This is a genomic window from Terrabacter carboxydivorans (assembly GCF_039532035.1).
Classification (GTDB): Bacteria; Actinomycetota; Actinomycetes; order Actinomycetales; family Dermatophilaceae; genus Terrabacter; species Terrabacter carboxydivorans.
Genome location: NZ_BAAARE010000018.1, coordinates 52717 through 77757 on the forward strand (window position 1 = coordinate 52717; position 25041 = coordinate 77757).

Consider the following 25041-nt stretch of genomic DNA (forward strand, 5'->3'; position numbering starts at 1 on the left):
CCGTCCGGGGGCGCGGGCCTGCCTACCGGCGCAGGGCGTCCCGCACGTTGACGACGAGCACGACGACGGCGACGACGACCAGGGTCCAGTAGGTGACGACCTGCCAGTGGCCTGCGAACTCGCCCGCGAGCACCAGGGCGCCGATGACGACGACGACGCGGACGGCATACCCGAGGAAGAAGCCGCGGGTGAAGGCCTCGACGCCGAGGACCAGCGCGAGGAGGACGACGATCCCGAGCGGCCGGTCGGTGACCTCGGGCTTGAAGAGGCCCGCCACGAGGTAGATGACGATCGGCGTGCTGACGACCGCCCACGCCGCGAGCAGGCGGTCACGCGAGCGTTCGCTGGGCGTGATGGGAGTCCGGCGGTGGGACAGGTGGGCGTGCGGCGAGGGTGTGGGGAGCCCCTCGACGAGGGCGCGTTCCATCCGGGCTCGCTCGTCACGCAGGCGCACGGCGTCCAGCCGCATCGTCGTGAGCTCCTGCTCGTCCGGAGCCAGCCGCCGGACGTCCGGGCTGTCCGGTCCCAGTCCGGCTGCCCGGGTCGTCAGCGAGTGGGCCCGGGACTCCGAGTCCGCTTCGAGCTCGGCCAGCCTGCGGTCGATCTCCCCGATGCGCTCGGCCACGAGCGCCGCCTCGGCCGCGGCGCTGGGGGCGACCTTGGCCAGCGAGGCCCAGCCCACAGGGTCGCCCCACGAGTGCCGCACGGTCGCGTTGCGCTCGTAGCGAGGACCTGCCGGACCGCGTTCGCCGCCGAGCCGGTCCTTGGTGTCGTGGCCCCATAGCCCGCGGTAGTCCCGGACCCAGGGCGTCTCGTCGTCGATGACGACGGGGTGCCAGCCGAGCTCGCCGGACGGTCCGACCGAGATGCCGTCGCCACGGGCGTAGTCGATGTACGGGATGCCGAGCCCACTGCCCTGGGCGGCGCGGGCCCACGGGGCGAAGAGCTTGGCGACGCGCCGCGCCGCAGGGATGATGCCGCCCCACGACGGCGGGGCGACGGTGATGAGGTAGTCACCGGGAAGGTAGGCGCCCGAATGGGATCCGGCGCCCGCGTGGACGACAGGATGTCGGCCGTCGACGGTCGTGAAGTCGGGGTCGTCCCAGCGCCGGCGCAGGTCGTCGCCGGTCTCGTCATGGGCGCTGAAGACGACCCAGCGGGGCGGAGGCAGACCGTCGTCCGCGACGGTGCCCGTGCCGTCGAGGAAGATCGTGACCTGCTCCCAGTCGGCCTCGTGCTCGTTGACACCCGAGAAGCCGGAGCGCCAGTTGTTGAACGAGTAGAAGAACCAGTACTGGCACACGACCCACCCGTCGCTGCGGACGACGCGCCCGTAGTAGGTGGGGCGTTCGGGGCACAGGTGCTCCTGCTGCACGGCATACGCCGATGCCGCACTCCCGCCGGGCACCGAGCCCCGGAGCAGCAGGGAGAGCCGGCTCAGGGTGTCGATGCTCCGGCCCAGCAGGCCCACCTGCGCGAGGCGACTGCCCGCCCGGAAGGCGGGTCGCGCGGCGGGGCGTACCCGCCGGAGGCGATCGAGCCACGACCTCGGCTCCGTGATCCCCGACAGCGAGAGGCCCGGCCCGTCGTGCGCCGCCCCGAAGCCGGCGAGGCGGTCGAGGTCGAGTGTTCCGGGCGCCGCGACCACCGACGTCGTGCCGGCCTCGTCACGGACCAGGCTCGCGTGGGCGACGTAGCCGTCGACGGCGACGGGCAGGAAGTACTCGCCCCGGGTGAGCCGGACGACCGGTTCGTGGGCACGCAGCAGGCCGAGATCGTCGATCTGCGGCTGCGGGTCCACGTCGCCACCCCCGTTCGGTCCTGCGGCGAGTCTGTCACCCGGTCGTGCCGGACGCAGTGGCTTGGGGGCAGGCGTGGGCTGTGTCTCGCCCGTCGGTCGAGCCGGAGCGTGGTTAGGTGGGTCCATGCGCGTGACTCACCTCGGCCATGCCTGCCTCCTCGTCGAGGCCGCTGACCGCCGCATCCTCATCGACCCGGGCAGCTTCTCGTCGGGGTTCGACGAGCTGACCGGTCTCGACGCGGTCCTCGTGACCCACAACCATGCCGACCACTTCGACCCCGAGCGGGTCAGCGCCCTGCTGCGCGCCAACCCCGCAGCCACGGTCCACACCGACCCGCTCACGGCCGAGAAGCTCCGCGAAAAGGGGCTGGCCGCGGTGCCGTCGCGCCAGGGCGAGGACTTCGCCGTGGGTGATGTCGTCGTGACGCCGGTGGGCGAGCTGCACGCCTTCAACCACCCGGCGATGCCGCGCATCCCCAACGTCGGTGTGGTGCTGCGCGCCGACGGCGAGCCGTCCCTCTTCCACCCCGGCGACGCCTACGACGGCGAGCCCGGCCAGGTCGACGTCCTCGCCCACCCGCTCAGCGCACCGTGGGCGGCGAGCCGTGACTCCATCGCCTTCGTCGGCCGCATCGCGCCGCGCAGCTTCATCCCGATCCACGACGCGCTGCTGAGCGAGGTCGGGCACCGGATGTACTCCGGCCACATCGAGCAGTTCTCCGGCGTCGAGGGCCTGCGCTACGTCCCGCTGCGCGACGCCGAGTCGGCGACGTTCTGACGCTCGAGCTCGGGGGAGTGTGATGAGCGACATCGCGGATCTGCCTGCGCCGCAACAGGGTCCGAAGGACGGCCCGGCCATCGCCCTGCGCGGTCTGGGTAAGCGCTTCGGAGACGTCATCGCCGTCAAGGGCATCGACCTCGACGTCCCGCGGGGCTCGTTCTTCGGGCTCGTCGGGCCCAACGGTGCGGGCAAGACGACGACCCTGTCGATGGTCACGGGTCTGCTGCGTCCCGACGCGGGCCAGGTGTTCGTCCTGGGGCGCGACGTCTGGGCGGACCCCCTGGCCACCAAACGGCTCGTCGGCGTGCTGCCCGACGGGCTTAAGCTCTTCGACCGGCTCACCGGCCTGCAGCTGATCACGTATGCCGGCCTGCTCCGCGGGCTGTCCCGCGACCTCGCGTCCGAGCGGGCTGCCGAGCTCGTGACCGCCCTCGGCCTGACGGAGGCCCAGGGCAAGCTCGTCGTCGACTACTCGGCGGGCATGACGAAGAAGGTGACGCTCGCGTCCGCGCTCGTCCACGGCCCTCGCGTGCTCGTGCTCGACGAGCCCTTCGAGGCGGTCGACCCGATCTCGGCCGCCACCATCCGACGCATCCTCGCCGGCTTCGTCGAGTCCGGGGGCACGGTCGTGCTCTCGAGCCACGTCATGGACCTCGTCGAGCGCATCTGCTCGCACGTCGCCGTCATCTCCGACGGCCTGGTCCTCGCCGCCGGAGAGCTCGACGCGGTCAGGGCGGGACTGTCGCTCGAGGAGCGGTTCGTCGACCTGGTGGGCGGGTCGACCGAGGTGGTGGGTCTGTCGTGGTTGCGCACCTCGTCCGACTGAAGCTCACCCTCCTCCGGAACATCTTCCGGCGCAGCCGCGCCCAGGCGGTCGGTGCGGTCGTCGGCATCGTCTACTTCGCCGTGCTCGTCGCGGGTCTCGCGGTCATCCTCGCGGCGTTCCGGGGGTCCCTCGACGCCGCGCGCGTCGTCATCCCCCTCGCTGGCGCCGCCGGAATCGTCCTGTGGTCAGTGGTGCCGCTCTTCTCGTTCGGCTCCGACCCGACGCTCGACCCGGGGCGGTTCGCCACCTTCGCGGTCCCGCACCGCCAGCTGGCCCTTGGTCTGGTGGCGGCCGCCCTCGTTGGCCTGCCCGCCATCGCCTCGATGGTCCTCTGTGCCGGTGTCGTCGTCGCGTGGTCGCACACCCCGGCGTCGACGCTCGTGGCCCTCGTCGCGACGTCGATCGGCCTGCTGACAGCGATCACGACGAGCCGTTGGGTCTCCGCCGCGATGACCAACGCGATCTCGAGCCGGCGCGGTCGTGACGTCATCGCGGTGGTCGGTCTGCTGCTGATCGTCGTCATCGGGCCGGCCGTGTCCGTCGTGGCCAACCTCGGCAGCGACGTCAGAGGGCTCGCCACGCGTGCGGCGCAGGTCGTCGCGTGGTCGCCGCTCGGGTGGGCCTGGGCCGCGCCCGGTGACGTGGCGGCCGGGGAGGCCGCGACCGGGCTGGTGCGGCTCACGCTGGCCGCAGCACTGCTCGTCGTCGTCTTCGCCCTCTGGTCGCGCGTGCTGCGCGGCGAGGTCGACAACCCGCGCGCGGTGTCGCGCACCGACTCCGGGGCCTCGATGGGAGACGACCTGGGACTGCTGGCCCGCCTGCCCGGCACGCCCTCAGGGGCCGTGGCCGCGCGGGTCCTGACGTACTGGCGACGCGACCCGCGCTTCCAGATCAGCATGGTGATGACGCCGCTCGTCCCGCTCGCGCTGCTCATCCCCTTCTACACCGGGCACGTCGTCTGGACGCCCCTGCTCATGGGCCCGCTCGTCTCGTTCCTGCTGGGCTGGAGCGAGCACAACGCGGTCTCCTACGAGTCCGACGCCCTGTGGCTGCACATCGTCTCGGGCACGTCGGGTCGCGACGACCGGCGTGGTCGCCTCGTGCCGGCCGTCCTGCTCGCGTGCGTCCTCGTGCCGGCGCACCTCCTGGTCGGCGTCGCCGTCGCGGACCGCTGGGACCTGCTGCCCGCCGCCCTCGGCCTGTCCGTCAGCCTGCTCGGGGCCGGGTATGCCGTGTCGAGCGTCATGAGCATCGTGCTGCCCTATCCCGTGCCGGAGTCGGGCGAGAGCCCCTTCAACGCGCCTCCCGGCGCGGCCGGCATCACGATGGCGGCCCAGTCGCTGGCGAGCATCGCCACCGTGGCGCTGGCCTCGCCGACGCTGCTGCTCGCGTGGCTCGCCTGGCAGGGGTCGACGTGGGCTGTCTGGACGGCGGCGACCGCCGGGGTGGCCCTCGGGGTGGCCGTCGCCGTCACGGGCGTGCGTGCGGGTGCGCGTCTGTTCGACCGGCGCGCACCCGAGCTGCTCTCGACCCTGCAACGTGTCTGAGCAGCCTCCGATCCGCGTCCCGGTCGCGCTCGAGCGCACCTGAGCCGTTCGGGGGCATCCAGGGACCGGGGGACGAAGATCTCATTCCGCTGCGGCCGTGGGAGTCGCCCCCTACTCTTACGTTGTGTAGTAGATCTGCACCGGGCAGGAGGACTCACAGCTTCGCTCTCCCGGAGGCCAGAGATGATCACCCAGTTCCTCGCCGCGTCACAGCCGGCGCCTGCAGGTCCAGTCGTCCAGTGGGGGTGGCTGACGATCACGGTCGCCAACCTCCTCGTCATCCTCGCGATGATCGTCGTCTTCGTGCTGGCACTCGTGCTGCCGTTCCCCTCCTCGCGTGAGGACGAGGATCGATGAGCCGGGCCCCGGTCACCGTGCGCTCGAGCTCGACGGAGCAGTCCGCGCCCCGGGAGAGCAACACCTGGACCGCGGCCCTGACCCGGTGGGTCGAGGGGCTCGTGCCCAAGGGGCAGTGGCTGCCGGACCGGCAGCCCGCCTACGTCGCCTCCTGGATCTACGTCTTCGGGGTCGCCTGTCTCGCGAGCCTCGTCGTCATCATCGTCTCGGGGCTCGTGCTGACCCTGGGCGGCGTGACGTGGTGGCACTCGAGCTCGCTCGGGCACTTCGTCAACTCCGTCCACCTCTGGAGCGTCGAGCTCTTCTTCGCCACGATGGTGATCCACCTCTGGGGCAAGTTCTTCATGGCCTCCTGGCGTGGCAATCGCGGACTCACCTGGGCGACAGGCGCGCTCGCCTTCTTCGGATCGCTCGGGACGGCGTTCACCGGCTACCTCATCCAGACCAACTTCGACTCGCAGTGGATCTCGACCCAGGCCAAGGACGGTCTCAACGCCGCTGGGGTCGGGGCGTACTTCAACGTCATGAACCTCGGCCAGATGGTGCTGTGGCACGTCTCGCTGCTGCCACTGGTCGTCGGCGGCATCGTCGTCGTGCACATCGTCCTCGTGCGACGTCGGGGTGTCGCGCCGCCCATCGGCGCGGTTGACCCCGCTGGCGAGGCCGCCGTCGACACCCCTGTCGACGCCGCTTCCGAGACCCCTGTCGTGACCCCCGTCGAGACCGCTGCCGACCTCGTCGGCGGTACGGCTCGGCCGGTGGGTCCCGCCGCGCCCGTGCGTCAGGGGTCGGAGTCATGAGCACGAGGACCGGAGGGTGGGGCCCGACGCCCGACGCGCATGCCTTCCCGACCCGGCGCTACGACCTCGTCAAGGAGTTCGTCATCGCGCTCGCGGTGGTCACCGTGCTCAGCGTCGTCGCCGCCCTCGTGTTCTCCTCGCCGGACGACCCGGCGGTCTCGTTGCAGCAGTGGGCCCGTCAGTCTCCGGCCGATGTCGTGGCCACCGCGGCCGGCGAGCTGGCCGGGACCACGACGAGCGCGGGCTACGGCGCGCCCTACAACACCGCGGGCACGGGCCAGACCCTCGGCCCGCTCAACCTCCAGACCCTGCCCGGCGTGACCCAGCCGGTCGACTCGGCCAAGGACCTCGTCCTCGACCCCGTGCGAACCCTCACCTCCGACCCGGCCGCGACGGCTGCGGTGCGGGCGTGGGAGTCGGCTTCCGCCGACCGGCAGCAGGCTTGGTCAAACGCCTACGTCGACGCCCTCGGGAAGGCTCCGGACGGCGACCCGGCAAAGGTCGCGAGCGGCGACTACGGGCCGGTCCCGGCCATCGCGGCGGCCGAGCTGCACCTGGCCGACAGTGGAGCTCTCGAGGGGCTGCTCACCTCACGCACGAGCTTCTTCGGGGTCGACAGCACCAAGGCGCTGCTGCTCCTGGCCGACGGGACCCACCTCGAGGACCTGGCGCGGGCCCAGAACCTCGGCGGCAACCAGTGGGGCATCATGAACGAGACGGGCAACTACCCCGGCCAGCCGTGGCTGTGGCTCTACTCGCTGTGGTACCAGGTGCCGCCCTTCGCGACGTCCGACAATGCGGACATCCAGGTCTGGGCGCTCATGATCGTGCTCAGCATCGGCTTCATCTGCATCCCGTGGATCCCGGGCCTGCGCACGTTGCCGCGGCACCTGGGTGTGCACCGGCTCGTCTGGCGCAACCGTCGCTGAACCCTGAGATGCCTTGGGGCGCCAACCGTCCCGGAGCCGGCCGATGCACTCACCGAGCGCATCGGCCGACTCGTGCCGACTCATGCCGCCCGGAGACGGCTCGAGTTGGATCAGGCCAGGTCGACGGCCAGGTGCGCGGCGCCGATGATGCCCGCCTGGTTGCGCAGCTGTGCCGGGACGATCGGGCAGCGCAGCTTGAGCTTGGGCAGGAAGTCGTCGCTGTCCTTGGAGATGCCGCCGCCGACGATGATGAGGTCGGGGGAGAAGAGCTTCTCGATGGTGTCGTAGTAGGTCTGGAGCCGCTCGACGTACTCGTCCCAGGACAGGCCCTCGGCGTCCTTGACCGACGAGGCGGCGCGGTCCTCCGCGTCGTAGCCGTCGATCTCGAGGTGGCCGAGCTCTGAGTTCGGCACGAGCCGGCCGTCGTGGATGATGGCGCTGCCGATCCCGGTGCCCAGCGTCGTCAGGATCACCAGGCCCTGCACGCCCTTGGCGGCGCCGTAGTACATCTCGGCGAGGCCGGCGGCGTCGGCGTCGTTGAGCACCGTCACCGCGCGGCCGGTGTGCTCCTTGATGAGGGCCTCGGCGTCGGTGTCGATCCACGAGGGGTCGATGTTGGCCGCCGACAGGACGGTGCCCCGGATGACGACGGCCGGCACGGTGACACCGATGGGGGAGTCTCCGGTCACGTCGGCGAAGTGGTCGACGATCTGGTCGACGACCTCGGCGACGGCGTCGGGAGTGGCCGGCTTGGGCGTCAGGATCTTGAGCCGCTTGCCGGCGAGCTCTCCTGCCTTGAGGTCGACCGGGGCACCCTTGATGCCGCTGCCGCCGATGTCGATGCCGAGGGGCTTGCCGTGCTTGGCCATGGTCCGTGCTTCCTTGTCGAGGACGTGGTCGTGGTCGGTCGTGGAGCGGTCGAGCTCGCTCGAGGTGGGTCGAGCGGGTGGTGCAGGTGCTGCCGGGGTGCTGCCGGGGTGCCCGTTGCGACGTCGCGCGTCGACGGCTCAGGCGGTCGTGCCCGGATCGCCCTCCGGGAGGGTGAGGATCTCGTTGCCGTCGTCGGTGATGACGATGGTGTGCTCGAACTGGGCCGAGCGCTTGCGGTCGCGGGTGACGACGGTCCAGCGGTCGTCCCACATGTCCCACTCGTGGGTGCCGAGGTTGAGCATCGGCTCGATGGTGAAGGTCATGCCCGGCTCGATGACCGTCTCGTAGTGGGGCGCCGCGTCGTAGTGCGGGACGATGAGGCCCGAGTGGAACTCGAGCCCGATGCCGTGCCCGGTGAAGTCGCGCACGACGCCGTAGCCGAAGCGCTTCGCGTAGCTCTCGATGACGCGGCCGATGACGTTGATCTCGCGGCCCGGCCGGGCGGCCCGGATGCCGCGCATCATGGCCTCGTGGGTGCGCTCGACGAGCAGGCGTGACTCCTCGTCGACGTCGCCGACGAGGTAGGTCGCGTCGGTGTCGCCGTGCACGCCGTGGATGTAGGCCGTGACGTCGATGTTGACGATGTCGCCGTCCTCGAGGGGACGCGCGTCCGGGATGCCGTGGCAGATGACCTCGTTGACGCTCGTGCACACCGACTTCGGGAACCCCTTGTAGCCGAGCGGGGAGGGGTAGGCCCCGTGGTCGAGCATGTACTCGTGGGCGACGGCGTCGAGCGCGTCGGTGGTCACGCCGGGCGCGATGGCCCTGGAGGCCTCGACCATGGCCGTCGCGGCGATCCGCGAGGCGATCCGCATCTTCTCGATGGTCTCGGCGTCCTTGATCCGCACGTCGCCGTCCTCGCGCGGGTTGGACACGTCGACGTAGTGCGGCCGTTCGATCGAGGCGGGCACCGGTCGGCGCGGACTGAGGGGGTGTGCGGACACCCGCGGCTGGAGCAACGGCATACGGTGGAGTCTAGGTCGTCGGTCCGTGCCGTCCACGCGTGGCGTTCACGACGCGGACCCGCCCGGGCCGGCGGTGAAGTGGCAAGAGTCCGAGAAGAGAAGGAGTGCGCACGTGAGCTTCTGGTACAACGTCGACACGGGTCAGGTCGAGACCGATGACAACCGCAGCCGCGGCGAGCAGGTGCTCGGCCCGTACGCCACCGAGGCGGAGGCGCGGGCGGCGCTCGACACCGCCCACAAGAAGACCGAGCAGTGGGACTCGCAGGACCGCGACTGGAACGAGCGCGGGGCCGCGGGCGCGGGCGACGACGACGCCTGAGCAGGCCTTCCCAGCACCTGCCTGAGCCCGTCCGGTCACGACCGGACGGGCTCACGCACGTGCGCTCGGGCTGGCCCGTGGCTCAGGAGTCGAAGGAGTGCTCCGCGTCCGGGAACGCGCCCGACTCGACGTCGGCGGCATACTCCCGGGCGGCCTCGAGCAGGGTCCCGCGCAGGTCGGCGTACTTCTTGACGAACCGGGGCGCCTTGCCGGAGCGCAGCCCGGCGAAGTCGCTCCACACGAGCACCTGCGCGTCGGTCCCGTTGCCGGCGCCGATGCCGATCGTCGGGATGCTCAGCACCTCGGTGACGCGGGCGGCCACCGGTGCGGGGACCATCTCGAGCACGACGGCGAAGGCCCCGGCGTCCTGGAGGGCGCGTGCCTCGTCGACGAGCGAGTCGGCCGCGTCCCCGCGACCCTGCACCCGGTAGCCACCGAGCTGGTGCTCGCTCTGCGGGGTGAAGCCGACGTGCGCCATGACGGGGATGCCGGCATCGGTCAGGGCCTTGACGAGGGGGACCATCGCGGTGCCGCCCTCGAGCTTGACCCCGTGGGCCAGCCCCTCCTTCATCAGGCGCACGGCGCTCGCGAAGCCCTGCTCGACGGAGGCGCCGTAGGACCCGAACGGCAGGTCGGCCACGACGAGGGCGCGGCGTGCGGCCGAGGAGACGGCGCGGACGAGGGGGATCATCTCTTCGAGCGTGACGGGGACCGTGGTCTCGTAGCCGTAGACGTTGTTGCCGGCGGAGTCGCCGACGAGCAGGACCGGGATGCCCGCCTCGTCGAAGATCTGGGCGGCATACATGTCGTATGCCGTGAGCATCGCCCACTTGCGACCCTCGGCCTTCATGGCGTGCAGGTGGGGGATGCGCACCTTGCGGGGGGACGGGGCACCGGCCGCCGCCGAGGTGGGCGCCTGACCGCGACTGCCGGCACCGTAGGGACTCTGCTCCTCAGGGGCGTCTGTGCTCATCGGGGGAGCATATCGGTGGCGTCGTCGCCCGTCGGGGGCCTGCGCCGCGCGGCTCGGGGGGACGGTTGGGGCGGGTGTGACCCGTATCCGATGAGCCGGGGAAAGCCAAGACCGGAGCATCACTCCTTTACGAAGATTTTACGTTCTTTGCGCCGAACTGCCTTGATGCACAAGTTTTTTCGAATTCCCTGTGACCGGGCGCCACATTGTCTGTGATCTGTGTTCTTATACCGCGAGGTGCCCGATTTGAGGCGCCTTGTATCCAGGAGGACAGATCGTGAACAAGCGCCATTGGAGTGCTGTCTCGGGATTGGCCGTGGGGGCGCTCGTCGTCACCGGGTTCGCCGCGCCGATGCAGGCTCAGGCCACCCCGCTTGCGAAGGCCCCGGTGAGCGGAGACCCCGCCGCCGCGCAGGCCTCCCGCCCGGACAACCTGCCCAACCCCCTTGCCGAGGCGCAGGCCGCCGAGCGCAAGGACGCCGTCGCCAAGCTCCTCAAGGGCGAGGCCACGACCACGACCATCAACGGCAACCGCGTCATCGAGGTCAAGGGCAAGGGCAAGGACCAGAACGGCAAGCCGAAGAAGTCCAAGTACGTCAACTACCCGGTGAACCGTGAGGAGGACATCTTCACGATCCTCACCGACTTCGGCGACAAGACGTATGGCGGACAGTCGACGGCTCCCGGCCCGGTGCACAACCAGATCGCCGAGCCCGACCGCAACTGGGACGGCAACAGCACCGACGACAACTCGACGTACTGGCTCAAGGACTTCAACCGCCAGCACTACATGGACATGATGTTCGGCGACGGTGAGTCGTTCAAGGACTTCTACCAGAAGCAGTCCAACGGCCGCTTCCTCGCCAAGGGTGACGTCTCCGACTGGGTCAAGGTCCCCTACAACGAGGCGCGCTACGGCTCCAACACGGTCCCGCAGTCCAACGGCTACTGGGCCTACATCAACGACACCGCCCAGGCCTGGTACGCCGACCAGAAGGCCCAGGGCAAGACGACGGAGCAGATCCGCGCCTACCTCCAGCAGTTCGACAAGGTCGACCGCTACGACTCGCAGGGCGACGGCGTCTACAACCGCCCCGACGGCTACATCGACCACTTCCAGGCGATCCACGCCGGCGAGGGCGAGGAGGCCGGTGGCGGTACCCAGGGCACCGACGCCATCTGGTCGCACCGCTGGTACGTCAACTCCACCGGCGCCGGCAAGGTCGGCCCGGAGGGCAACAAGCTCGGCGGCATCCAGATCGGTGACACCGGCATCTGGATCGGCGACTACACGACCGAGCCCGAGAACGGCGGCCTCGGCGTCTTCGCGCACGAGTTCGGCCACGACCTCGGCCTGCCCGACCTCTACGACACCGCCGGTGGCGACAACGGCACCGCGTTCTGGACGCTGATGAGCGGTGGCTCGTGGCTCAACCACGGCACCGACTCCATCGGCACGACGCCCGGCTACATGGGCCCGTGGGAGAAGCTCCAGCTCGGCTGGCTCGACCACAAGACCGTCCAGTTCGGCGAGAACACCTCGGTGAAGCTGAGCCAGGCCGACCTCGCCACGAAGAGTGGCTCGGTCCAGGCCCTCGTCGTCCCGCTCCCGGAGCGCACCGTCACCGCCGACCGCAACAAGCCCCACTCGGGCAAGGCGGAGTGGTGGAGCGGCTTCGGTGACAACCTCAGCTCGACCCTGTCGCGCCCGGTCGACCTGACCGGCGCCAAGACCTCGGCGTCGATCAGCGCCTTCGTGCAGGGCAACCTGGAGAAGGACTACGACTACATGTACGGCGAGGTGTCGACCGACAACGGCGCCACGTGGACCCAGGTCGGCACGCCGGTCAACGGCGTCTTCGCCTGGACCCAGAAGTCGTGGGACCTCTCGGCCTACAAGGGCCAGAACATCCAGTTCCGCTTCCGGGTCGCCACCGACGGCGGCGTCTCCAGCGAGGCGTTCGTCGACGACGTCGCCGTCACCACCGACGGTGTGACCGGTCCGGTCGACGACGTCGAGTCCGGTGCCGGGGCGTGGGTCGCCAAGGGTGGCTTCGCCATCATCGACGGCACCACCTCCAAGAAGGTCCAGGACTTCTACTTCGCCGAGAACCGCACCTACAGCGGCTACGACAAGACGCTGAAGACCGGCCCGTACAACTTCGGCTGGGGCAACAGCAAGCCCGACTGGGTGGAGCGCTTCCCCTACCAGAACGGCATGCTCGTCTGGTTCGCCAACGGTGAGTACGGCGACAACAACACCTCCGCCCACCCCGGCGGCGGCGAGGTCCTGCCGGTCGACGCCCGCCCGGCGCCGATCATGCTCAACAACGCCAACGGCACGCAGACGATGATGGGCAACCGTCGTCAGCCGTTCGACGCGACCTTCGGCCAGGAGAGCACCGACGCGGTGTCCTTCCACCGCAACGGCGTCGAGACCAAGGTCCCGTCGCAGCCGGCGATGCCGACGTTCGACGACTCGAACCCGGACCGCTACTGGTCGGCGAAGAACCCGTGGGGCTCCACCAAGGTGGCCGGCTCGGGCACGACCATGACCGTCACGCACACCCGTGACGGCGGCAACGAGCTCCAGGTCATGGTCAAGTTCGAGTGACCCGCTGACACGGTGCGACCGTGACACCGGCATGACCTCCGGGTCGTGACCGCGAGGGCCCCCGGGACACGTCCCGGGGGCCCTCCGCGTCGCCCCTCCGCGGTTCGCCGGCAGACGCACCCGAAGGGCGCGCTCAGGCGGCCCACGAGGGCGCGCGACACGGCATACGACAGGGCTCTCGTCCCGAAGGTCGTGTGTCGCAACATCCGTGTAACACCCATGCGGCAGGATCGACACATGAACCGTCAGGAAGAGTTCGTGCTTCGCACGATCGAAGAGCGCGACATCCGCTTCGTCCGTCTGTGGTTCACGGACGTCCTCGGCACCCTGAAGTCGGTGGCGGTCGCCCCCGCCGAGCTCGAGGGAGCCTTCGCCGAGGGCATCGGCTTCGACGGTTCGGCCATCGAGGGCTTCGCGCGCGTCTACGAGGCCGACATGCTGGCCAAGCCCGACCCCTCGACCTTCCAGATCCTGCCGTGGCGCGGCGACCCGCCCGGCACGGCACGAATGTTCTGCGACCTGCAGCTGCCCGACGGCACCCCGAGCTTCGCCGACCCCCGCCACGTCCTGCAGCGGGCGCTCGGCAAGGCGGCCGACCTCGGCTTCACCTTCTACACCCACCCCGAGATCGAGTTCTTCCTCCTCGAGCAGGGCCGTGACGCGAGCGGCCGCCCGATCCCCGTCGACGACGCCGGCTACTTCGACCACGTGCCGCACGGCACCGGGCACGACTTCCGCCGCGCCGCGATCACGATGCTCGAGAACATGGGCATCTCCGTCGAGTTCAGCCACCACGAGGGCGCGCCCGGCCAGAACGAGATCGACCTGCGCTACGCCGACGCCCTCAGCACGGCCGACAACATCCAGACCTTCCGCACGGTCGTCAAGGAGGTCGCGCTGTCCCAGGGCATCTACGCGACCTTCATGCCCAAGCCGTTCTCCGAGCACCCGGGCTCGGGCATGCACACCCACCTCTCGCTCTTCGAGGGCGACTCGAACGCGTTCTTCGAGGCGGGGGCGCCCTACCAGCTGAGCAAGGTCGGCCGTCAGTTCATCGCCGGGCTGCTGCGCCACGGGGCCGAGATCGCGGCCGTCACCAACCAGTGGGTCAACTCCTACAAGCGGCTCTGGGGCGGCGGGGAGGCGCCGGCGCACCTCACCTGGGGGCACAACAACCGCTCGGCCCTGGTCCGTGTGCCCATGCACAAGCCCAACAAGGGCCAGTCGACCCGCGTCGAGGTGCGCTCGCTCGACGCGGCCTGCAACCCCTACCTCGCCTTCGCGGTCCTGCTCGGTGCGGGCCTCAAGGGCATCGAGGAGGGGTACGAGCTGCCCCCGGAGACCGAGGACGACGTCTGGAGCCTCACCGACTCCGAGCGTCGCGCCATGGGCATCAAGCCGCTGCCCTCCTCCCTCGGGCGGGCGCTCGAGGTGATGGAGGAGAGCGAGCTCGTCGCCGACATCCTCGGCGAGCACGTCTTCGACTTCTTCCTGCGCAACAAGCGGCAGGAGTGGCTCGACTACCGTCACGAGGTCACCCGCTTCGAGCTCGAGCGCTACCTGCCCCGGCTCTGACGGAGCACGACCCTCACCCACCTCTGGCGATTCGACGTCCATGTCATCACGAACCAGCACGACCGAGGGCGCCCTGGCCCGGCTCGGCTTCGCCGACCCCGACCGCGCGGTCGGCCTCGTGGACGACCGCGCGCTGCTGCCGATCCGGGCCGCCGTCGACGGTGGACAGCTCGACGACCTCGCGGCGGTCATGGGTGACACCGCCGACCCGGACCAGTGCCTGCTCGGACTGGTGCGCGTCATGGAGGCTCTCGGACGCCTGGACGACGAGCCCGGCTGGGGGACCTCGGCCCTGTCGGCCGAGCTCGCGGCACCCGGGCCCGGTCGTGAGCGGGTCCTCGGCGTCCTGGGCGCCTCGACCGCCCTCGTCGACGAGCTGGTGCGCCACCCGGAGCACTGGGTCGACGCCGCCCGCGCGGAGCGCCGCCCGGGGGAGCAGGTGCGCGCCGACCTCGTCGAGGCCGTGACCGTCCGGCCGGACGGCCTCTCGGCCCACGACGCCCTGCGCATCGCCTACCGCCGGGGACTGCTCCGCATCGCCGCGCTCGACGTCACCGCGGCCGACCCGCTCGGCGAGATGCCGGCTGTCGGGGAGGCCCTCGCCGAGCTCGCCGAGGCGGCCCTCGAGGCGGCGCTCGTCATCGCCCGCGAGGAGCACGGCGACGGCCACGAGGCCTGTCGTCTGGCCATCATCGGGATGGGCAAGACGGGGGGCGGGGAGCTCAACTACGTCAGCGACGTCGACGTCATCTTCGTCGCCGAGCCGGCCGAGGGCGTCGACGAGGAGACGGCACTGCGCGTCGGCACCGCCCTGGCCACGGCGACGATGCGGGCCTGCTCGGCCCCGACGCCCGAGGGCAGCCTCTGGCCGGTCGACGCGGCGCTGCGCCCCGAGGGCAAGCACGGGCCCCTGGTGCGCACCATCAGCAGCCACAAGGCGTACTACGAGCGCTGGGCCAAGACGTGGGAGTTCCAGGCGCTGCTCAAGGCGTGGGTCTCCGCGGGGGACAAGGAGATCGGGCTGCGCTACAAGGCAGAGATCTCGCCGATGGTGTGGGAGGCCGCCGGACGCGACAACTTCGTCGAGGACGTCCAGGCCATGCGCCGCCGGGTCGAGCAGCACGTGCCGGCCAACGAGGCGGCCCGACAGCTCAAGCTCGGTCCGGGCGGCCTGCGCGACGTCGAGTTCAGCGTGCAGCTGCTCCAGCTCGTGCACGGTCGCACCGACCCCAGCCTCCGCTCGGCGACGACGCTCGAGGCGCTCTCGGCCCTCGCCCGCGGCGGCTACGTCGGACGCGAGGACGCCGCGGTCCTCGACCGCGCCTACCGTCACCTGCGCTGCCTCGAGCACCGCATCCAGCTGCACCGGCTGCGGCGGACCCACCTCATGCCGGTGACGGAGCCCGACCTCCGTCGCCTCGGCCGCGCCATGGGTCACCGCACCCACCCCGAACGCGCCGTCGTCGCCGACCGCCAGGCCGCGGCGCGCGAGGTGCGCCGCCTGCACGAGCGGCTCTTCTACCGTCCGCTGCTCGCGGCGGCCGCGAAGCTCAGCCCCACCGAGGCGCGCCTCAGCCCCGAGGCGGCACGGCAGCGCCTGGCGGCCCTCGGCTTCCGGGACCCGGCGGGCGCGCTGCGCCACATCGAGGCCCTGACGACCGGGGTCAGCCGGCGGGCCGCCATCCAGCGCACCTTGCTGCCGGTGATGCTCGGGTGGTTCGCCGACGAGGCCGACCCCGACGCAGGGCTGCTGTCGTTCCGGCGCGTGTCCGACGAGCTCGGCACGACGCACTGGTACCTCAAGATGCTCCGGGACGAGGGCCGCGCCGCCGACCGCCTCGCGCACTGCCTGGCGCGGAGCCGGTATGCCGCCGACCTGCTCGTGCGGTCGCCGGAGAGCGTGTCGATCCTGGGTGACGACAACGGGCTGACCCCTCGCACCCGCGAGGCCATCACCGCCACCATGCAGGCGGCTGCCGGGCGCCGCGACTCGGCCACCGACGCCGTGGCGGCGGTCCGCGCCATCCGGCGCCACGAGCTGCTCCGCATCGTCATGAGCGACCTCGTGGGGGTCATCGACCTCGCCGAGGTGGGCGCGGCCCTGACCGACCTCACCGGCGCCACGATCCAGGTCGCCCTCGAGGCGGCCACGCTGGAGGTCGAGCGGCGCGAGGGGGCGCCCGTCGGCGGCGACATCCTCGTCGTCGCCATGGGCAGCCTCGGCGGTCGCGAGCTCGGCTACGCCTCGGACGCCGACGTCATGTTCGTCCACCAGCCGCACCCCGGGTCCTCGGACCAGGAGGTGCAGGCACGGGCGACGCTCGTCGTGCAGGAGCTGCGCAAGCTCCTGTCGGGCTCTGGCCCCGACCCGGGGCTGGGCCTCGACGCCGACCTGCGCCCGGAGGGCAAGGCGGGCCCGCTCGTGCGCAGCGTCGACTCGTTCCGCACCTACTACGAGCGCTGGGCCCTCACGTGGGAGTTCCAGGCGCTGCTGCGCGCCACGCCCATCGCCGGGCCGCCGGCGCTGGCCGAGGCCTTCCTCGCCCTCATCGACCCGCTTCGGTGGCCCGAGGGCGGCATCACCGAGAGCCAGGTGCGCGACATCCGCACCCTCAAGGCGCGGGTGGAGAGCGAGCGGCTGCCACGGGGCGCCGACCCGCGGACGCACCTGAAGCTCGGGCGCGGGGGCCTCACCGACGTCGAGTGGGTCGTGCAGCTGCACCAGCTGCGCCACGCCCACGCGCGGCCCGCTCTTCGCGTGACCGGGACGATGGCCGGGCTCGCCGCGCTCGGCGTGGAGGGCCTCGTCTCCGTCGAGGACGCCGCTGCGCTCCGGGAGGCCTGGCAGCTCGGCGCGCTCATGCGCAACGCCGGCGTGCTCTGGCGCGGTCGCCCCATCGACAGCGTGCCGTCGGACCTTCGCGACCTCGACGGCGTCGGTCGCATCATGGGTCGCTCGGCCGGTGAGGGCGCCGCGCTGGCCGAGCTCTGGCGTCGCGTGGCGAGGCGCTCGCGGCACGCCACTGATTTCAACTTTTACGACTCCCCACCTCGGGGTAGCGTCGTCCCGTGACTCGGAGCGAGGGCCAGGGGGGCAGTGTGCCGACGTACGGCGCCGTCCTCCGGGTGCCCCGCTACCTGCCGATCTTCCTCGCCAACGCGCTGTCGATGTGGGGCGACTACATCGCGCGCGTGACGATCGCGGCCGTGGTCTACGAGCGCACGAGGTCTCCGCTCGCGACGGCGACGACGCTCGCGGTCAGCCTCGTGCCCACCTTCTTCGGGCGCAGCCTCGTCGGCCCCGTCGTCGACCGGTTCCCCTACAAGTGGGTGCTCATCTGGTCCCACCTCGTGCGCGCCTCCTGCGTGCTGGGGCTGATGTGGCTCGTGTTCACCGGTTCCAACCTCTGGCTGATGTTCCTCGTCCTCTTCGCGCTCGAGCTCGTCGGTGGTGCGTCGACCGCGTCCAACATGGTGCTGCTCACCGACCTCTTCGAGGACCGACACCTCTACGCCCGCGCCGTCGGTCTCGGCGCGATGTCCGAGCAGTTCAACCAGGCCATCGGTCTCGCGGTCGGTGGTGGCATCATCGCCCTCGTCGGCCCGGAGACGGGTCTGCTGCTCGACCTGCTGACCTTCGTCGCGGCCGCGCTCGTCATCCTCTTCGTCGTGCCGCTGCGCCCCGTGCGCGGCGACCGTGGCCGTGGCCTGCGTGGCTTCGTCAACGACCTCTCGACCGCAGCCGGTGACCTGGCCCGTCACCCGGTCCTCGCCCGGCTCGTGACGCTGAGTGCCGTGGCCAGCCTCGGCATCGCGGCCCCGGAGGCGCTGGCCATCCCGATCGCGGGTCGCAACGGCTGGGGCGGCATGCTCATGGCGGCCCCCATCGTCGGGGCGATCGCCGGCATCCTTGTCATCGGGCGACGGGACGTGCACCAGCAGAACCAGTCCATCGTCCCGCTGGCTCTGCTCATGCCGGTGCCGTTGCTGCTGACCTTCCTGCAGCCGCCGATCTGGGTCGTCGCCGCCCTCTTCTTCCTCTCGGGCACGTTGCAGGCGTTCATGGTGCCGCTGCAGGCCACTTTCGCGCTCGTCACCGAACCGGCCCTGCGCGGTCGCATCTTCAGCCTGGCGGGCAGCGTGTCGATCGCGGCTGCCGGCCTCTCGTTCCTGGCCGCCGGATGGGTCGGCCAGCACACGAGTGCTGCGGCCGGGGTCTCGATCTGCGCGGCCGTCTGCCTGGCCCTGATCGCGGTCGTCGCGGCCACCTGGCCCCACCGTCGGGTGCGGACGGCCGTCGACCACGCGTACGCCGCGACGTCGTCCCGGGCCGCCTGACACCTCCGGGCCCGCACGACCTCAGCTCGATGGCGGTCGCGCGTCTTCGGTCCGCCGCAAGCCGTTGCCGCGCGGTCGGCGTCAGGCCTCCGGCTCAGCGGTGCATGCCGTTGGCGTTGAGCAGGGCCCGCCACGTCGCAGCGTCCGCGATGCCGCTGGCCGCCACCGCGTGCTTGGCCTGCCACGTCTTGAGCCGGCTCGTCGTCACCGAGGCGAAGGTGCCGGTGGCGGGGGAGACGCCGACGGCCTTCTGGAGGCTCGTCACCGCGGGACCGGACATGCCGGGGCGAAGGACCATGCCCGAGCGGGGCACGAGCTCCTTCAGCAGTGCGCTGGCCCCGGTCGGGGCCTTGACGGTCGCGTAGCGCGGGCAGGGCGTGGCGTTGGGTGCGGCGTTGCCAGTCGACCAGTTGAGGTCGGCCGGGCGACAGGGCCCCAAGTCGACCGGGGCGACCGCCTTGGTCCAGAAGGAGGTCCGACCGTTGGCGCCCTCCCACGACAGGCTGAGGTGGATGTGGTTGCGGTGGCAGGCCGTGTCGTAGGCGGAGGACGGCGTCGTGGCGCACGTGCTGTAGGGACGCCAGCCCTCGCCGGAGCGGTACGAGCTCCACATCTTGTTGTTCCAGATGATGTACATGACGCCGAGCCGCCGGGCGTTCGCGTAGGGGTTGCCTGCCTTGTCGGTGCTCAGCAGCCAGGTGATCAGGGCGTTCGCCTGGGCACGCTGCGTCGCGTTGCGCACGTTGAAGAACGTGTCGACGGCCCGTCCGTCGAAGTGCTCCGAGGACGGCGTGGTCGCCGAGGTGCAGCTGCGGGAGAGACCGTAGGTGTTGGCATACGTCGCCTGGACGAGCTTGGCGAGCTTGAGCGAGCCGGTGCGGGTTCGCAGGTCGCACCCCGTGGGCGGCACGTAGGGCGAGAGGCCCTCGATGGCGGCCGGCAGGCCGGACGGCGTGGCCGGGACCGGGACGCCGCCGGCGGTGGCGCTCGGCGCGGCAGCCGGCAGGAGTACCAGGGCGGCGAGGACGGACAGCACGAGGCCGACGCGCCCGAGACCCCGGAGGCCTGTACGGCCGCTGGAGCCTCCGGGAGGGGGAGTCGCTGAGGTGGGCTTCATCGGAACGTCCAGACACGGTCGTGAGGCGAGGTCACCGGCCGGGGCGCCAGGCGACGCGTCGATTCAAACCTTTTGTCCGTTTCTGCGCAGGCGTTTGGCGAAACTGGCGTCCTGCGGTCGGCGTGTCGTGCTGGACGTATGCCGTCAGACCGCTCGTGCGCGCCTGCGCCGACCTCGGAGATCGAGGGCGCTGGCGAAGAGCGCGACGGCGACGAGCACCGCCGCGACCCGCAGTGCTGCCGAGGCCTGGAGTCCCTGGCCGGAGGTGGCCCCGGAGTAGAAGACGGCTCCCACGAGTGCGATGCCGGCCGCCGTGCCGATGCGCTGGCCAGTCTGGAGCAGGCCGCCCGCCGTGCCGGCGCGTTCGACGGGGACCCGGTCGACCGTCAGGGTGATGTTGGGGGAGATGACGAGGCCGCTGCCGACGCCGGCGACGAGCAGGGGACCGGCGAGCCACCAGCCGAGGGAGGAGCCGTTGACGCTGCCCAGGACGACGTCGACGGCGATGATGCCGACCAGGACGATGCTGAGCCCGACGGTCACGAGCGACCGCTGGAACCGGCTGACCAGGCGCCCTCCGATCGCCGACGTCACGGCCGAGCCTGCCGCGAACGGGGTCACCGCGAGACCGGCGAGCAACGGCGTGTAGCCGAGCTGCAGCTGGAAGAAGATCGTCAGCACGAAGAAGATGCCGGTGAAGCCGGCGAAGTAGATCGTGCCCACCGCCGCCCCGGACGCGTAGCCCGGCACCGCGAAGAGCGCGAGGTCCACGAGCGGGCTGCGGCCGCGGCGGGTGTAGGCGCGCTCCCAGGCGAGGAACCCGGCGAGGAAGGCCACCCCGACGACGGCCACCCACCGCGGGACGCTCGCGCCGCCGCGCCCGCTCTCGACGACGGGCAGCAGGATGCCGAGCACGCCGGCACCGAGCAGCACCACGCCGACGGGGTCGCCGTCGATCCGCCGGGTGCGGTCGCGCGCCGGGGGATCGGGCAGCCAACGCATCGCCAGGACGACGGCTGCCACGGCGATCGGGAGGTTGACGAAGAAGATCCACCGCCAGCCGGTCTGCTCGCCGAGACCGTCGAGGATGACGCCTCCGACGACGGGCCCCACGGCTGTCGAGATCCCGATCGTGGCGCCGAGCAGGCCGAACGCCCGGCCGCGCTCGGCGCCCCGGAAGAGCTGCTGGATCAGGCCGGAGACCTGGGGGTTGAGGATGCCGCCCGCGGCTCCCTGCACGAGCCGAGCCACGACGAGCAGGGCGCTTCCCGGCGCGAGGCCGCAGGCGAGGCTGGCGAGCCCGAAGAGGATGACACCGACGACGAAGACGGTGCGGCGACCGAGGACGTCGCCGATGCGGCCGGAGGGCACGAGGGTCAGGCCGAAGGCGAGGGCGTAGCCGGACACGACCCACTGCAGGTCGCTCGGGGTGGCCTCGACTCCCTTCTGGATGGACGGCAGCGCGACGTTGACGATGCTGACGTCGAGCAGGGTCATGAAGCCTGCGACGAGGCAGACCCACAACGCCTTCCAGCGGCGGGGGTCATCGCCCTCCTGCGCCTCCGCGTCGGAGTCGGCAGAAGAGCCTTCGAGGGCGCGGCCCGTCATGCCACCGCCCTCACCGCTGTCGTCGCCGTGGTTCAGGCCCGGCTTCTCGACGGGGGCCTCGTCCGTGCGGACGCCCTCCTCGCTCACGATCCGAGGATCCCGGTCGTCGCGTCGTCGCGCCGGCCACCGAAGAAGTGGTCGAGCACGCCCACGAAGGGGGCCGCCTCCGCGGCGTCGCTCGCTGCGAGCTCGAAGAGCGTCATCGACGAGCGCAGCTTGGCTGCGTCCACGGCGCCGAGCACCTCGACGGGGTCCGTCGTCGCCAGTCCCGTCAGGGCGTCCGCGCACTCGCGCAGGCGAGGCCCGAGCACCGGGTGGCTCAGGTAGGCGCGTGCCTCGGGAAGGCCCGACACGGCATACGCCCTCGCCGTCTCACTGCGTCCGAGGCCAGCCACCTGGGGGAACACGAACCACATCCAGTGGCTACGCTTGGACCCGGCCCGAAGCTCGGCCAGCGCGGACGCGTACGTGCCACCGGCGTCCTGCGCGCGGACGAAGCGCTCGAGGTCGGGGGAGTTCTCGGTCATGACACTGTCGTACCCGACCCGGGAGAGGGCCCGACGCAAGGGTGGACAAGGCAGCGGTTGCGTCGCCCTCGGGGTACGGTCGCGTCGCGTTCGAGGCGGCGGAAAAGCCCCGGCACGGTCCGTTCCCGGTGGCACCATGACGCTCATGGGGAGCTCACCACCCGCGGGGCCGCCACCCGGAGGGCTGGCGGTCGCGTCGCGCGTCGTTCGGCGGCGCCGGCGCCTTCAGGTCGCGCTCGCAGCGGTGGTGACCGCGGCCGGCGTCTGCTTGCCGCTCCTGACGAGCCTGGACGGCCCTCCTCGCGAGTGGGGCTTCGTCGTCCTGCTGGGCCACACCCTGCTGGCTGCCCTGGTCGTGCTCGTCGTCGGGATGCTGCTCCTCGCGCTCGGCCGCATCCGTCCCACGGCAGCCGCGCTCGGCCAGGGGGCGGTACTGGGCACGCTGCTCGGGGGTCTGCTCTGGGCCGTCCTCGTGATCGTGCTGCCGGGCCCACCGCCGGAGCCGCTCCCGCACACGCCCACGCAACCCTCACTGCCGACGTCCCAGGGGTCGCCGCGGGCCGTCGCCGCGCCGCCCACCGGCTCCGGTCAGGGCTGAGCGCTCGTCGACGTCCTCAGGAAGGCCGGCCGTGCGTCGCGCCACCGGCGGCCGAGCGCGGGCACGTGCGGGCATTTGCGGGTGGGCGCACACGGGGGCACGCACACGGGGGCACGCACGCGGGGGCCCGCACGACAGCACGACGCCCACGCCAGCGGGATCCCGTGGCGTGGGCGTCGTGTCGCTGCGGTCAGGGCCGGTGTCGGCCCGGACGGTCAGATGTCGAAGTACATCTCGAACTCGTGCGGGTGCGGGCGGAAGCGGATCGGGTCCACCTCGTTCTTGCGCTTGTACTCGATCCAGGCCTCGATGAGGTCCTGCGTGAACACGTCGCCCTCGAGGAGGTAGTCGTGGTCGGCCTCGAGCGCGTTGAGCACCTCGGGCAGCGAGCCCGGGACCTGCTCGATCGCGGCGTGCTCCTCGGGCGGCAGCTCGTAGAGGTCCTTGTCGACCGGCTCCGGGGGCTCGATGCGGTTCTTGATGCCGTCGAGGCCGGCCATGAGCTGCGCCGCGAAGCACAGGTACGGGTTGGCCGACGGGTCGGGCACGCGGAACTCGATGCGCTTGGCCTTGGCCGACGTGCCCGTGATCGGGATGCGGACGCAGGCCGAGCGGTTGCGGGCGGAGTAGACGAGGTTGACCGGGGCCTCGTAGCCCGGGACCAGGCGGTGGTAGGAGTTCACCGTCGGGTTCGTGAAGGCCAGCAGCGACGGGGCGTGCTTGAGCAGGCCACCGATGTACCAGCGGGCGAGGTCCGACAGGCCGCCGTAGCCGCGCTCGTCGTAGAAGAGCGGCTCGCCGTCCTTCCAGAGGGACTGGTGCGTGTGCATGCCCGAGCCGTTGTCGCCGAAGAGCGGCTTCGGCATGAAGGTCGCGGTGTGGCCCTGCTTCCACGCGGAGTTCTTGACGACGTACTTGAACTTCATCAGGTCGTCGCCGGAGTGGAGCAGCGTGTTGAAGCGGTAGTTGATCTCCATCTGGCCCGCGGTGCCGACCTCGTGGTGGCTGCGCTCGACGTTGAGACCGACCTCCTTGAGCTCGAGGCAGATCTTGTCGCGGAAGTCCGCGAAGTGGTCGACGGGGGAGACGGGGAAGTAGCCACCCTTGTAGCGGGTCTTGTAGCCCTTGTTGCCACCCTCCTCCTCGCGGCCGGTGTTCCAGGCTGCCTCGACGGAGTCGATGAAGTAGTAGCCGGCGTTCTGCTTCGTCTCGAAGCGCACGTCGTCGAAGATGTAGAACTCGGCCTCGGCGCCGAAGTAGGCGGTGTCGGCGATCCCGGTGGACTTGAGGTACTCCTCGGCCTTGCTCGCGATGTTGCGCGGGTCGCGGCTGTAGCGCTCGTCCGTGAAGGGGTCGAGGATCGAGAAGTTCATGACCAGCGTCTTCTCGACGCGGTACGGGTCGATGAACGCGGTGGCGGGGTCGGGCACGAGCTTCATGTCGGACTCGTGGATGGCCTGGAAGCCGCGGATCGAGGACCCGTCGAACATCTGACCAACGGTGAAGAAGTCCTCGTCGACCGACTCAGCCGGCACGTTGAAGTGCTGCATGACACCGGGCAGATCGCAGAACCGAATGTCGACGAACTTGACGTCCTCGTCCTTGATGAACGCGAGGACCTCGTCAGCTGAGCTGAACATCCAACCTCCTGATGTGGGGCGAGGTCGCCCGGACCTGGGCTCGTGGGAGCGTCAGGGACCACGGGGCGGCCTCGTGCTGTCGGTGTCGACCCTACCGAGTGCCGATTTCTCTGCCATGACCCTCATGTTTCGCGGGTGTTACGGATGGACAGGCCCGGGCAAAGCGCAGGACCGCGGTCTCGTTACGCTGGTCCCGTGGTGGACCGCAAGGATTTCGGGTCATGGCTCCAGGGCCCCCGTGAGCGCACGAGCGCCGACGAGCAGTACCGGGGCCGCGACCTCGGCCTGCCCCCGCGCGGCCCGGGGTCGGTGGCCGGCTTCGGCATCCGTCTCGTCGGGGTGCTCATCGACTGGGGGATCGCCTCGGTCATCGCGCGTGGCCTCTTCGGCGTGCCGCTGCCGTTCGCGCAGCCGCCGGCATCGGGCGGCCAGGGGTTCGTGGTGCTCGCCGTGTTCGGGGTCATGCACCTTCTGCTCGTCGGCACGGTCGGCTACACCATCGGTCACCGGATCGTCGGTCTCCAGGTGCGCTCGCTCGGGGGGACCGGCCGGGTCATGCCGGTGCAGGCCCTGGCCCGCACAGTGCTGCTCTGCATGTTCATCCCCGCGGTCGTGTGGGACCGCGACGGCCGTGGCCTGCACGACAAGGCTCCCGGAACCGTCATCGTCCGCACCCGCTGAGCCTGCGCCGACCACGCGCGCACGCCGTGCCGACGACGCTGCACGCGAAGACTGCCTGCGTATGCCGGAAGGCCGGCTCCCACGGGGAGCCGGCCTTCCGGCATACGTCATGGTG

21 protein-coding genes are annotated in these 25041 nt (G+C 71.1%); 13 read left to right on the forward strand and 8 right to left on the reverse strand.

Annotation, left to right across the window (positions count from 1 at the left end; translation table 11 throughout):
- Positions 1 to 22 precede the first annotated feature (22 nt).
- On the reverse strand, positions 23 to 1801 hold the full coding sequence (locus ABD297_RS18180) for a hypothetical protein (protein ID WP_344256480.1): 1779 nt from the start codon (positions 1799 to 1801) through the stop codon (positions 23 to 25).
- Positions 1802 to 1925: 124 nt separating this feature from the next.
- Between ABD297_RS18180 and ABD297_RS18185 the strand changes: the two genes are divergently transcribed.
- The 6 genes from ABD297_RS18185 to ABD297_RS18210 all read left to right on the forward strand — a co-directional run bounded on the left by ABD297_RS18185 (position 1926) and on the right by ABD297_RS18210 (position 7041).
- Positions 1926 to 2579 (forward strand): MBL fold metallo-hydrolase, encoded by a 654-nt coding sequence (locus ABD297_RS18185; RefSeq protein ID WP_344256481.1) that lies wholly within the window; start codon positions 1926 to 1928, stop codon positions 2577 to 2579.
- A 22-nt stretch (positions 2580 to 2601) separates the two neighbouring features.
- Complete coding sequence (locus ABD297_RS18190) at positions 2602 to 3408, forward strand: ABC transporter ATP-binding protein (RefSeq protein WP_344256482.1); 807 nt, start codon at positions 2602 to 2604, stop codon at positions 3406 to 3408.
- Positions 3384 to 4955: a hypothetical protein gene (locus ABD297_RS18195; RefSeq protein ID WP_344256483.1), complete on the forward strand. Its 1572-nt coding sequence runs from the start codon at positions 3384 to 3386 to the stop codon at positions 4953 to 4955. The genes ABD297_RS18190 and ABD297_RS18195 overlap by 25 nt, the downstream gene beginning before the upstream one ends.
- A 183-nt stretch (positions 4956 to 5138) precedes the next feature.
- Positions 5139 to 5312 carry a hypothetical protein gene (locus ABD297_RS18200; RefSeq protein ID WP_344256484.1) on the forward strand — a complete coding sequence of 58 codons (174 nt, stop codon included), beginning with the start codon at positions 5139 to 5141 and terminating at the stop codon, positions 5310 to 5312.
- Complete coding sequence (locus ABD297_RS18205) at positions 5309 to 6112, forward strand: cytochrome b N-terminal domain-containing protein (RefSeq protein WP_344256485.1); 804 nt, start codon at positions 5309 to 5311, stop codon at positions 6110 to 6112. Before ABD297_RS18200 ends, ABD297_RS18205 begins: the two co-directional genes overlap by 4 nt.
- Positions 6109 to 7041: a serine/threonine-protein kinase gene (locus ABD297_RS18210; RefSeq protein ID WP_344256486.1), complete on the forward strand. Its 933-nt coding sequence runs from the start codon at positions 6109 to 6111 to the stop codon at positions 7039 to 7041. Before ABD297_RS18205 ends, ABD297_RS18210 begins: the two co-directional genes overlap by 4 nt.
- 110 nt (positions 7042 to 7151) lie before the next feature.
- Here the strand turns inward: ABD297_RS18210 and ppgK are convergent, their stop codons facing one another.
- Both ppgK and map read right to left on the reverse strand, forming a co-directional pair.
- Entirely contained in the window at positions 7152 to 7910 is a 759-nt protein-coding gene (ppgK, locus tag ABD297_RS18215; RefSeq protein WP_344256487.1) for a polyphosphate--glucose phosphotransferase, read from the reverse strand.
- Between the two features lie 138 nt (positions 7911 to 8048).
- Positions 8049 to 8936 (reverse strand): type I methionyl aminopeptidase, encoded by an 888-nt coding sequence (gene map, locus ABD297_RS18220; RefSeq protein ID WP_344256488.1) that lies wholly within the window; start codon positions 8934 to 8936, stop codon positions 8049 to 8051.
- Between the two features lie 112 nt (positions 8937 to 9048).
- Here map and ABD297_RS18225 point away from each other — a divergent pair, with 112 nt between their 5' ends.
- The gene (locus ABD297_RS18225) at positions 9049 to 9255 is read left to right on the forward strand and encodes a methionine aminopeptidase (RefSeq protein WP_344256489.1); all 207 of its coding nucleotides are present in this window, start codon (positions 9049 to 9051) and stop codon (positions 9253 to 9255) included.
- 82 nt (positions 9256 to 9337) lie between these two features.
- Here the strand turns inward: ABD297_RS18225 and panB are convergent, their stop codons facing one another.
- On the reverse strand, positions 9338 to 10228 hold the full coding sequence (gene panB, locus ABD297_RS18230) for a 3-methyl-2-oxobutanoate hydroxymethyltransferase (RefSeq protein ID WP_344256490.1): 891 nt from the start codon (positions 10226 to 10228) through the stop codon (positions 9338 to 9340).
- 277 nt (positions 10229 to 10505) lie between these two features.
- Here panB and ABD297_RS18235 point away from each other — a divergent pair, with 277 nt between their 5' ends.
- From ABD297_RS18235 to ABD297_RS18250, 4 genes are all read left to right on the forward strand, one after another.
- Positions 10506 to 12842 (forward strand): immune inhibitor A domain-containing protein, encoded by a 2337-nt coding sequence (locus ABD297_RS18235; RefSeq protein WP_344256491.1) that lies wholly within the window; start codon positions 10506 to 10508, stop codon positions 12840 to 12842.
- A 237-nt stretch (positions 12843 to 13079) separates the two neighbouring features.
- The gene (gene glnA, locus ABD297_RS18240) at positions 13080 to 14417 is read left to right on the forward strand and encodes a type I glutamate--ammonia ligase (RefSeq protein ID WP_344256492.1); all 1338 of its coding nucleotides are present in this window, start codon (positions 13080 to 13082) and stop codon (positions 14415 to 14417) included.
- A 40-nt stretch (positions 14418 to 14457) separates the two neighbouring features.
- Positions 14458 to 17490: a bifunctional [glutamine synthetase] adenylyltransferase/[glutamine synthetase]-adenylyl-L-tyrosine phosphorylase gene (locus tag ABD297_RS18245; protein WP_344256493.1), complete on the forward strand. Its 3033-nt coding sequence runs from the start codon at positions 14458 to 14460 to the stop codon at positions 17488 to 17490.
- Positions 17487 to 18755, forward strand: a complete 1269-nt coding sequence (locus ABD297_RS18250) for an MFS transporter (RefSeq protein ID WP_344256494.1) — start codon at positions 17487 to 17489, stop codon at positions 18753 to 18755. The genes ABD297_RS18245 and ABD297_RS18250 overlap by 4 nt, the downstream gene beginning before the upstream one ends.
- Before the next feature lie 94 nt (positions 18756 to 18849).
- Here ABD297_RS18250 and ABD297_RS18255 read toward each other — a convergent pair whose 3' ends face one another.
- The 3 genes from ABD297_RS18255 to ABD297_RS18265 form a co-directional block, all read right to left on the reverse strand.
- Complete coding sequence (locus ABD297_RS18255; protein ID WP_344256495.1) at positions 18850 to 19872, reverse strand: peptidoglycan-binding domain-containing protein; 1023 nt, start codon at positions 19870 to 19872, stop codon at positions 18850 to 18852.
- Between the two features lie 144 nt (positions 19873 to 20016).
- The gene (locus ABD297_RS18260) at positions 20017 to 21567 is read right to left on the reverse strand and encodes an MFS transporter (RefSeq protein WP_344256496.1); all 1551 of its coding nucleotides are present in this window, start codon (positions 21565 to 21567) and stop codon (positions 20017 to 20019) included.
- Positions 21564 to 22007 carry a DUF1810 domain-containing protein gene (locus ABD297_RS18265; protein ID WP_344256497.1) on the reverse strand — a complete coding sequence of 148 codons (444 nt, stop codon included), beginning with the start codon at positions 22005 to 22007 and terminating at the stop codon, positions 21564 to 21566. The genes ABD297_RS18260 and ABD297_RS18265 overlap by 4 nt, the downstream gene beginning before the upstream one ends.
- Positions 22008 to 22152: 145 nt before the next feature.
- Between ABD297_RS18265 and ABD297_RS18270 the strand changes: the two genes are divergently transcribed.
- Positions 22153 to 22605: a hypothetical protein gene (locus ABD297_RS18270; protein WP_344256498.1), complete on the forward strand. Its 453-nt coding sequence runs from the start codon at positions 22153 to 22155 to the stop codon at positions 22603 to 22605.
- 215 nt (positions 22606 to 22820) lie between these two features.
- Here the strand turns inward: ABD297_RS18270 and glnA (ABD297_RS18275) are convergent, their stop codons facing one another.
- A complete protein-coding gene (gene glnA / locus ABD297_RS18275; RefSeq protein ID WP_344256499.1) occupies positions 22821 to 24245 on the reverse strand; it encodes a type I glutamate--ammonia ligase in 1425 nt (474 codons plus the stop codon).
- A 195-nt stretch (positions 24246 to 24440) separates the two neighbouring features.
- On the opposite strand from glnA (ABD297_RS18275), the gene ABD297_RS18280 reads away from it, so the two are divergent.
- The gene (locus ABD297_RS18280; protein WP_344256500.1) at positions 24441 to 24926 is read left to right on the forward strand and encodes an RDD family protein; all 486 of its coding nucleotides are present in this window, start codon (positions 24441 to 24443) and stop codon (positions 24924 to 24926) included.
- Positions 24927 to 25041 lie beyond the last annotated feature (115 nt).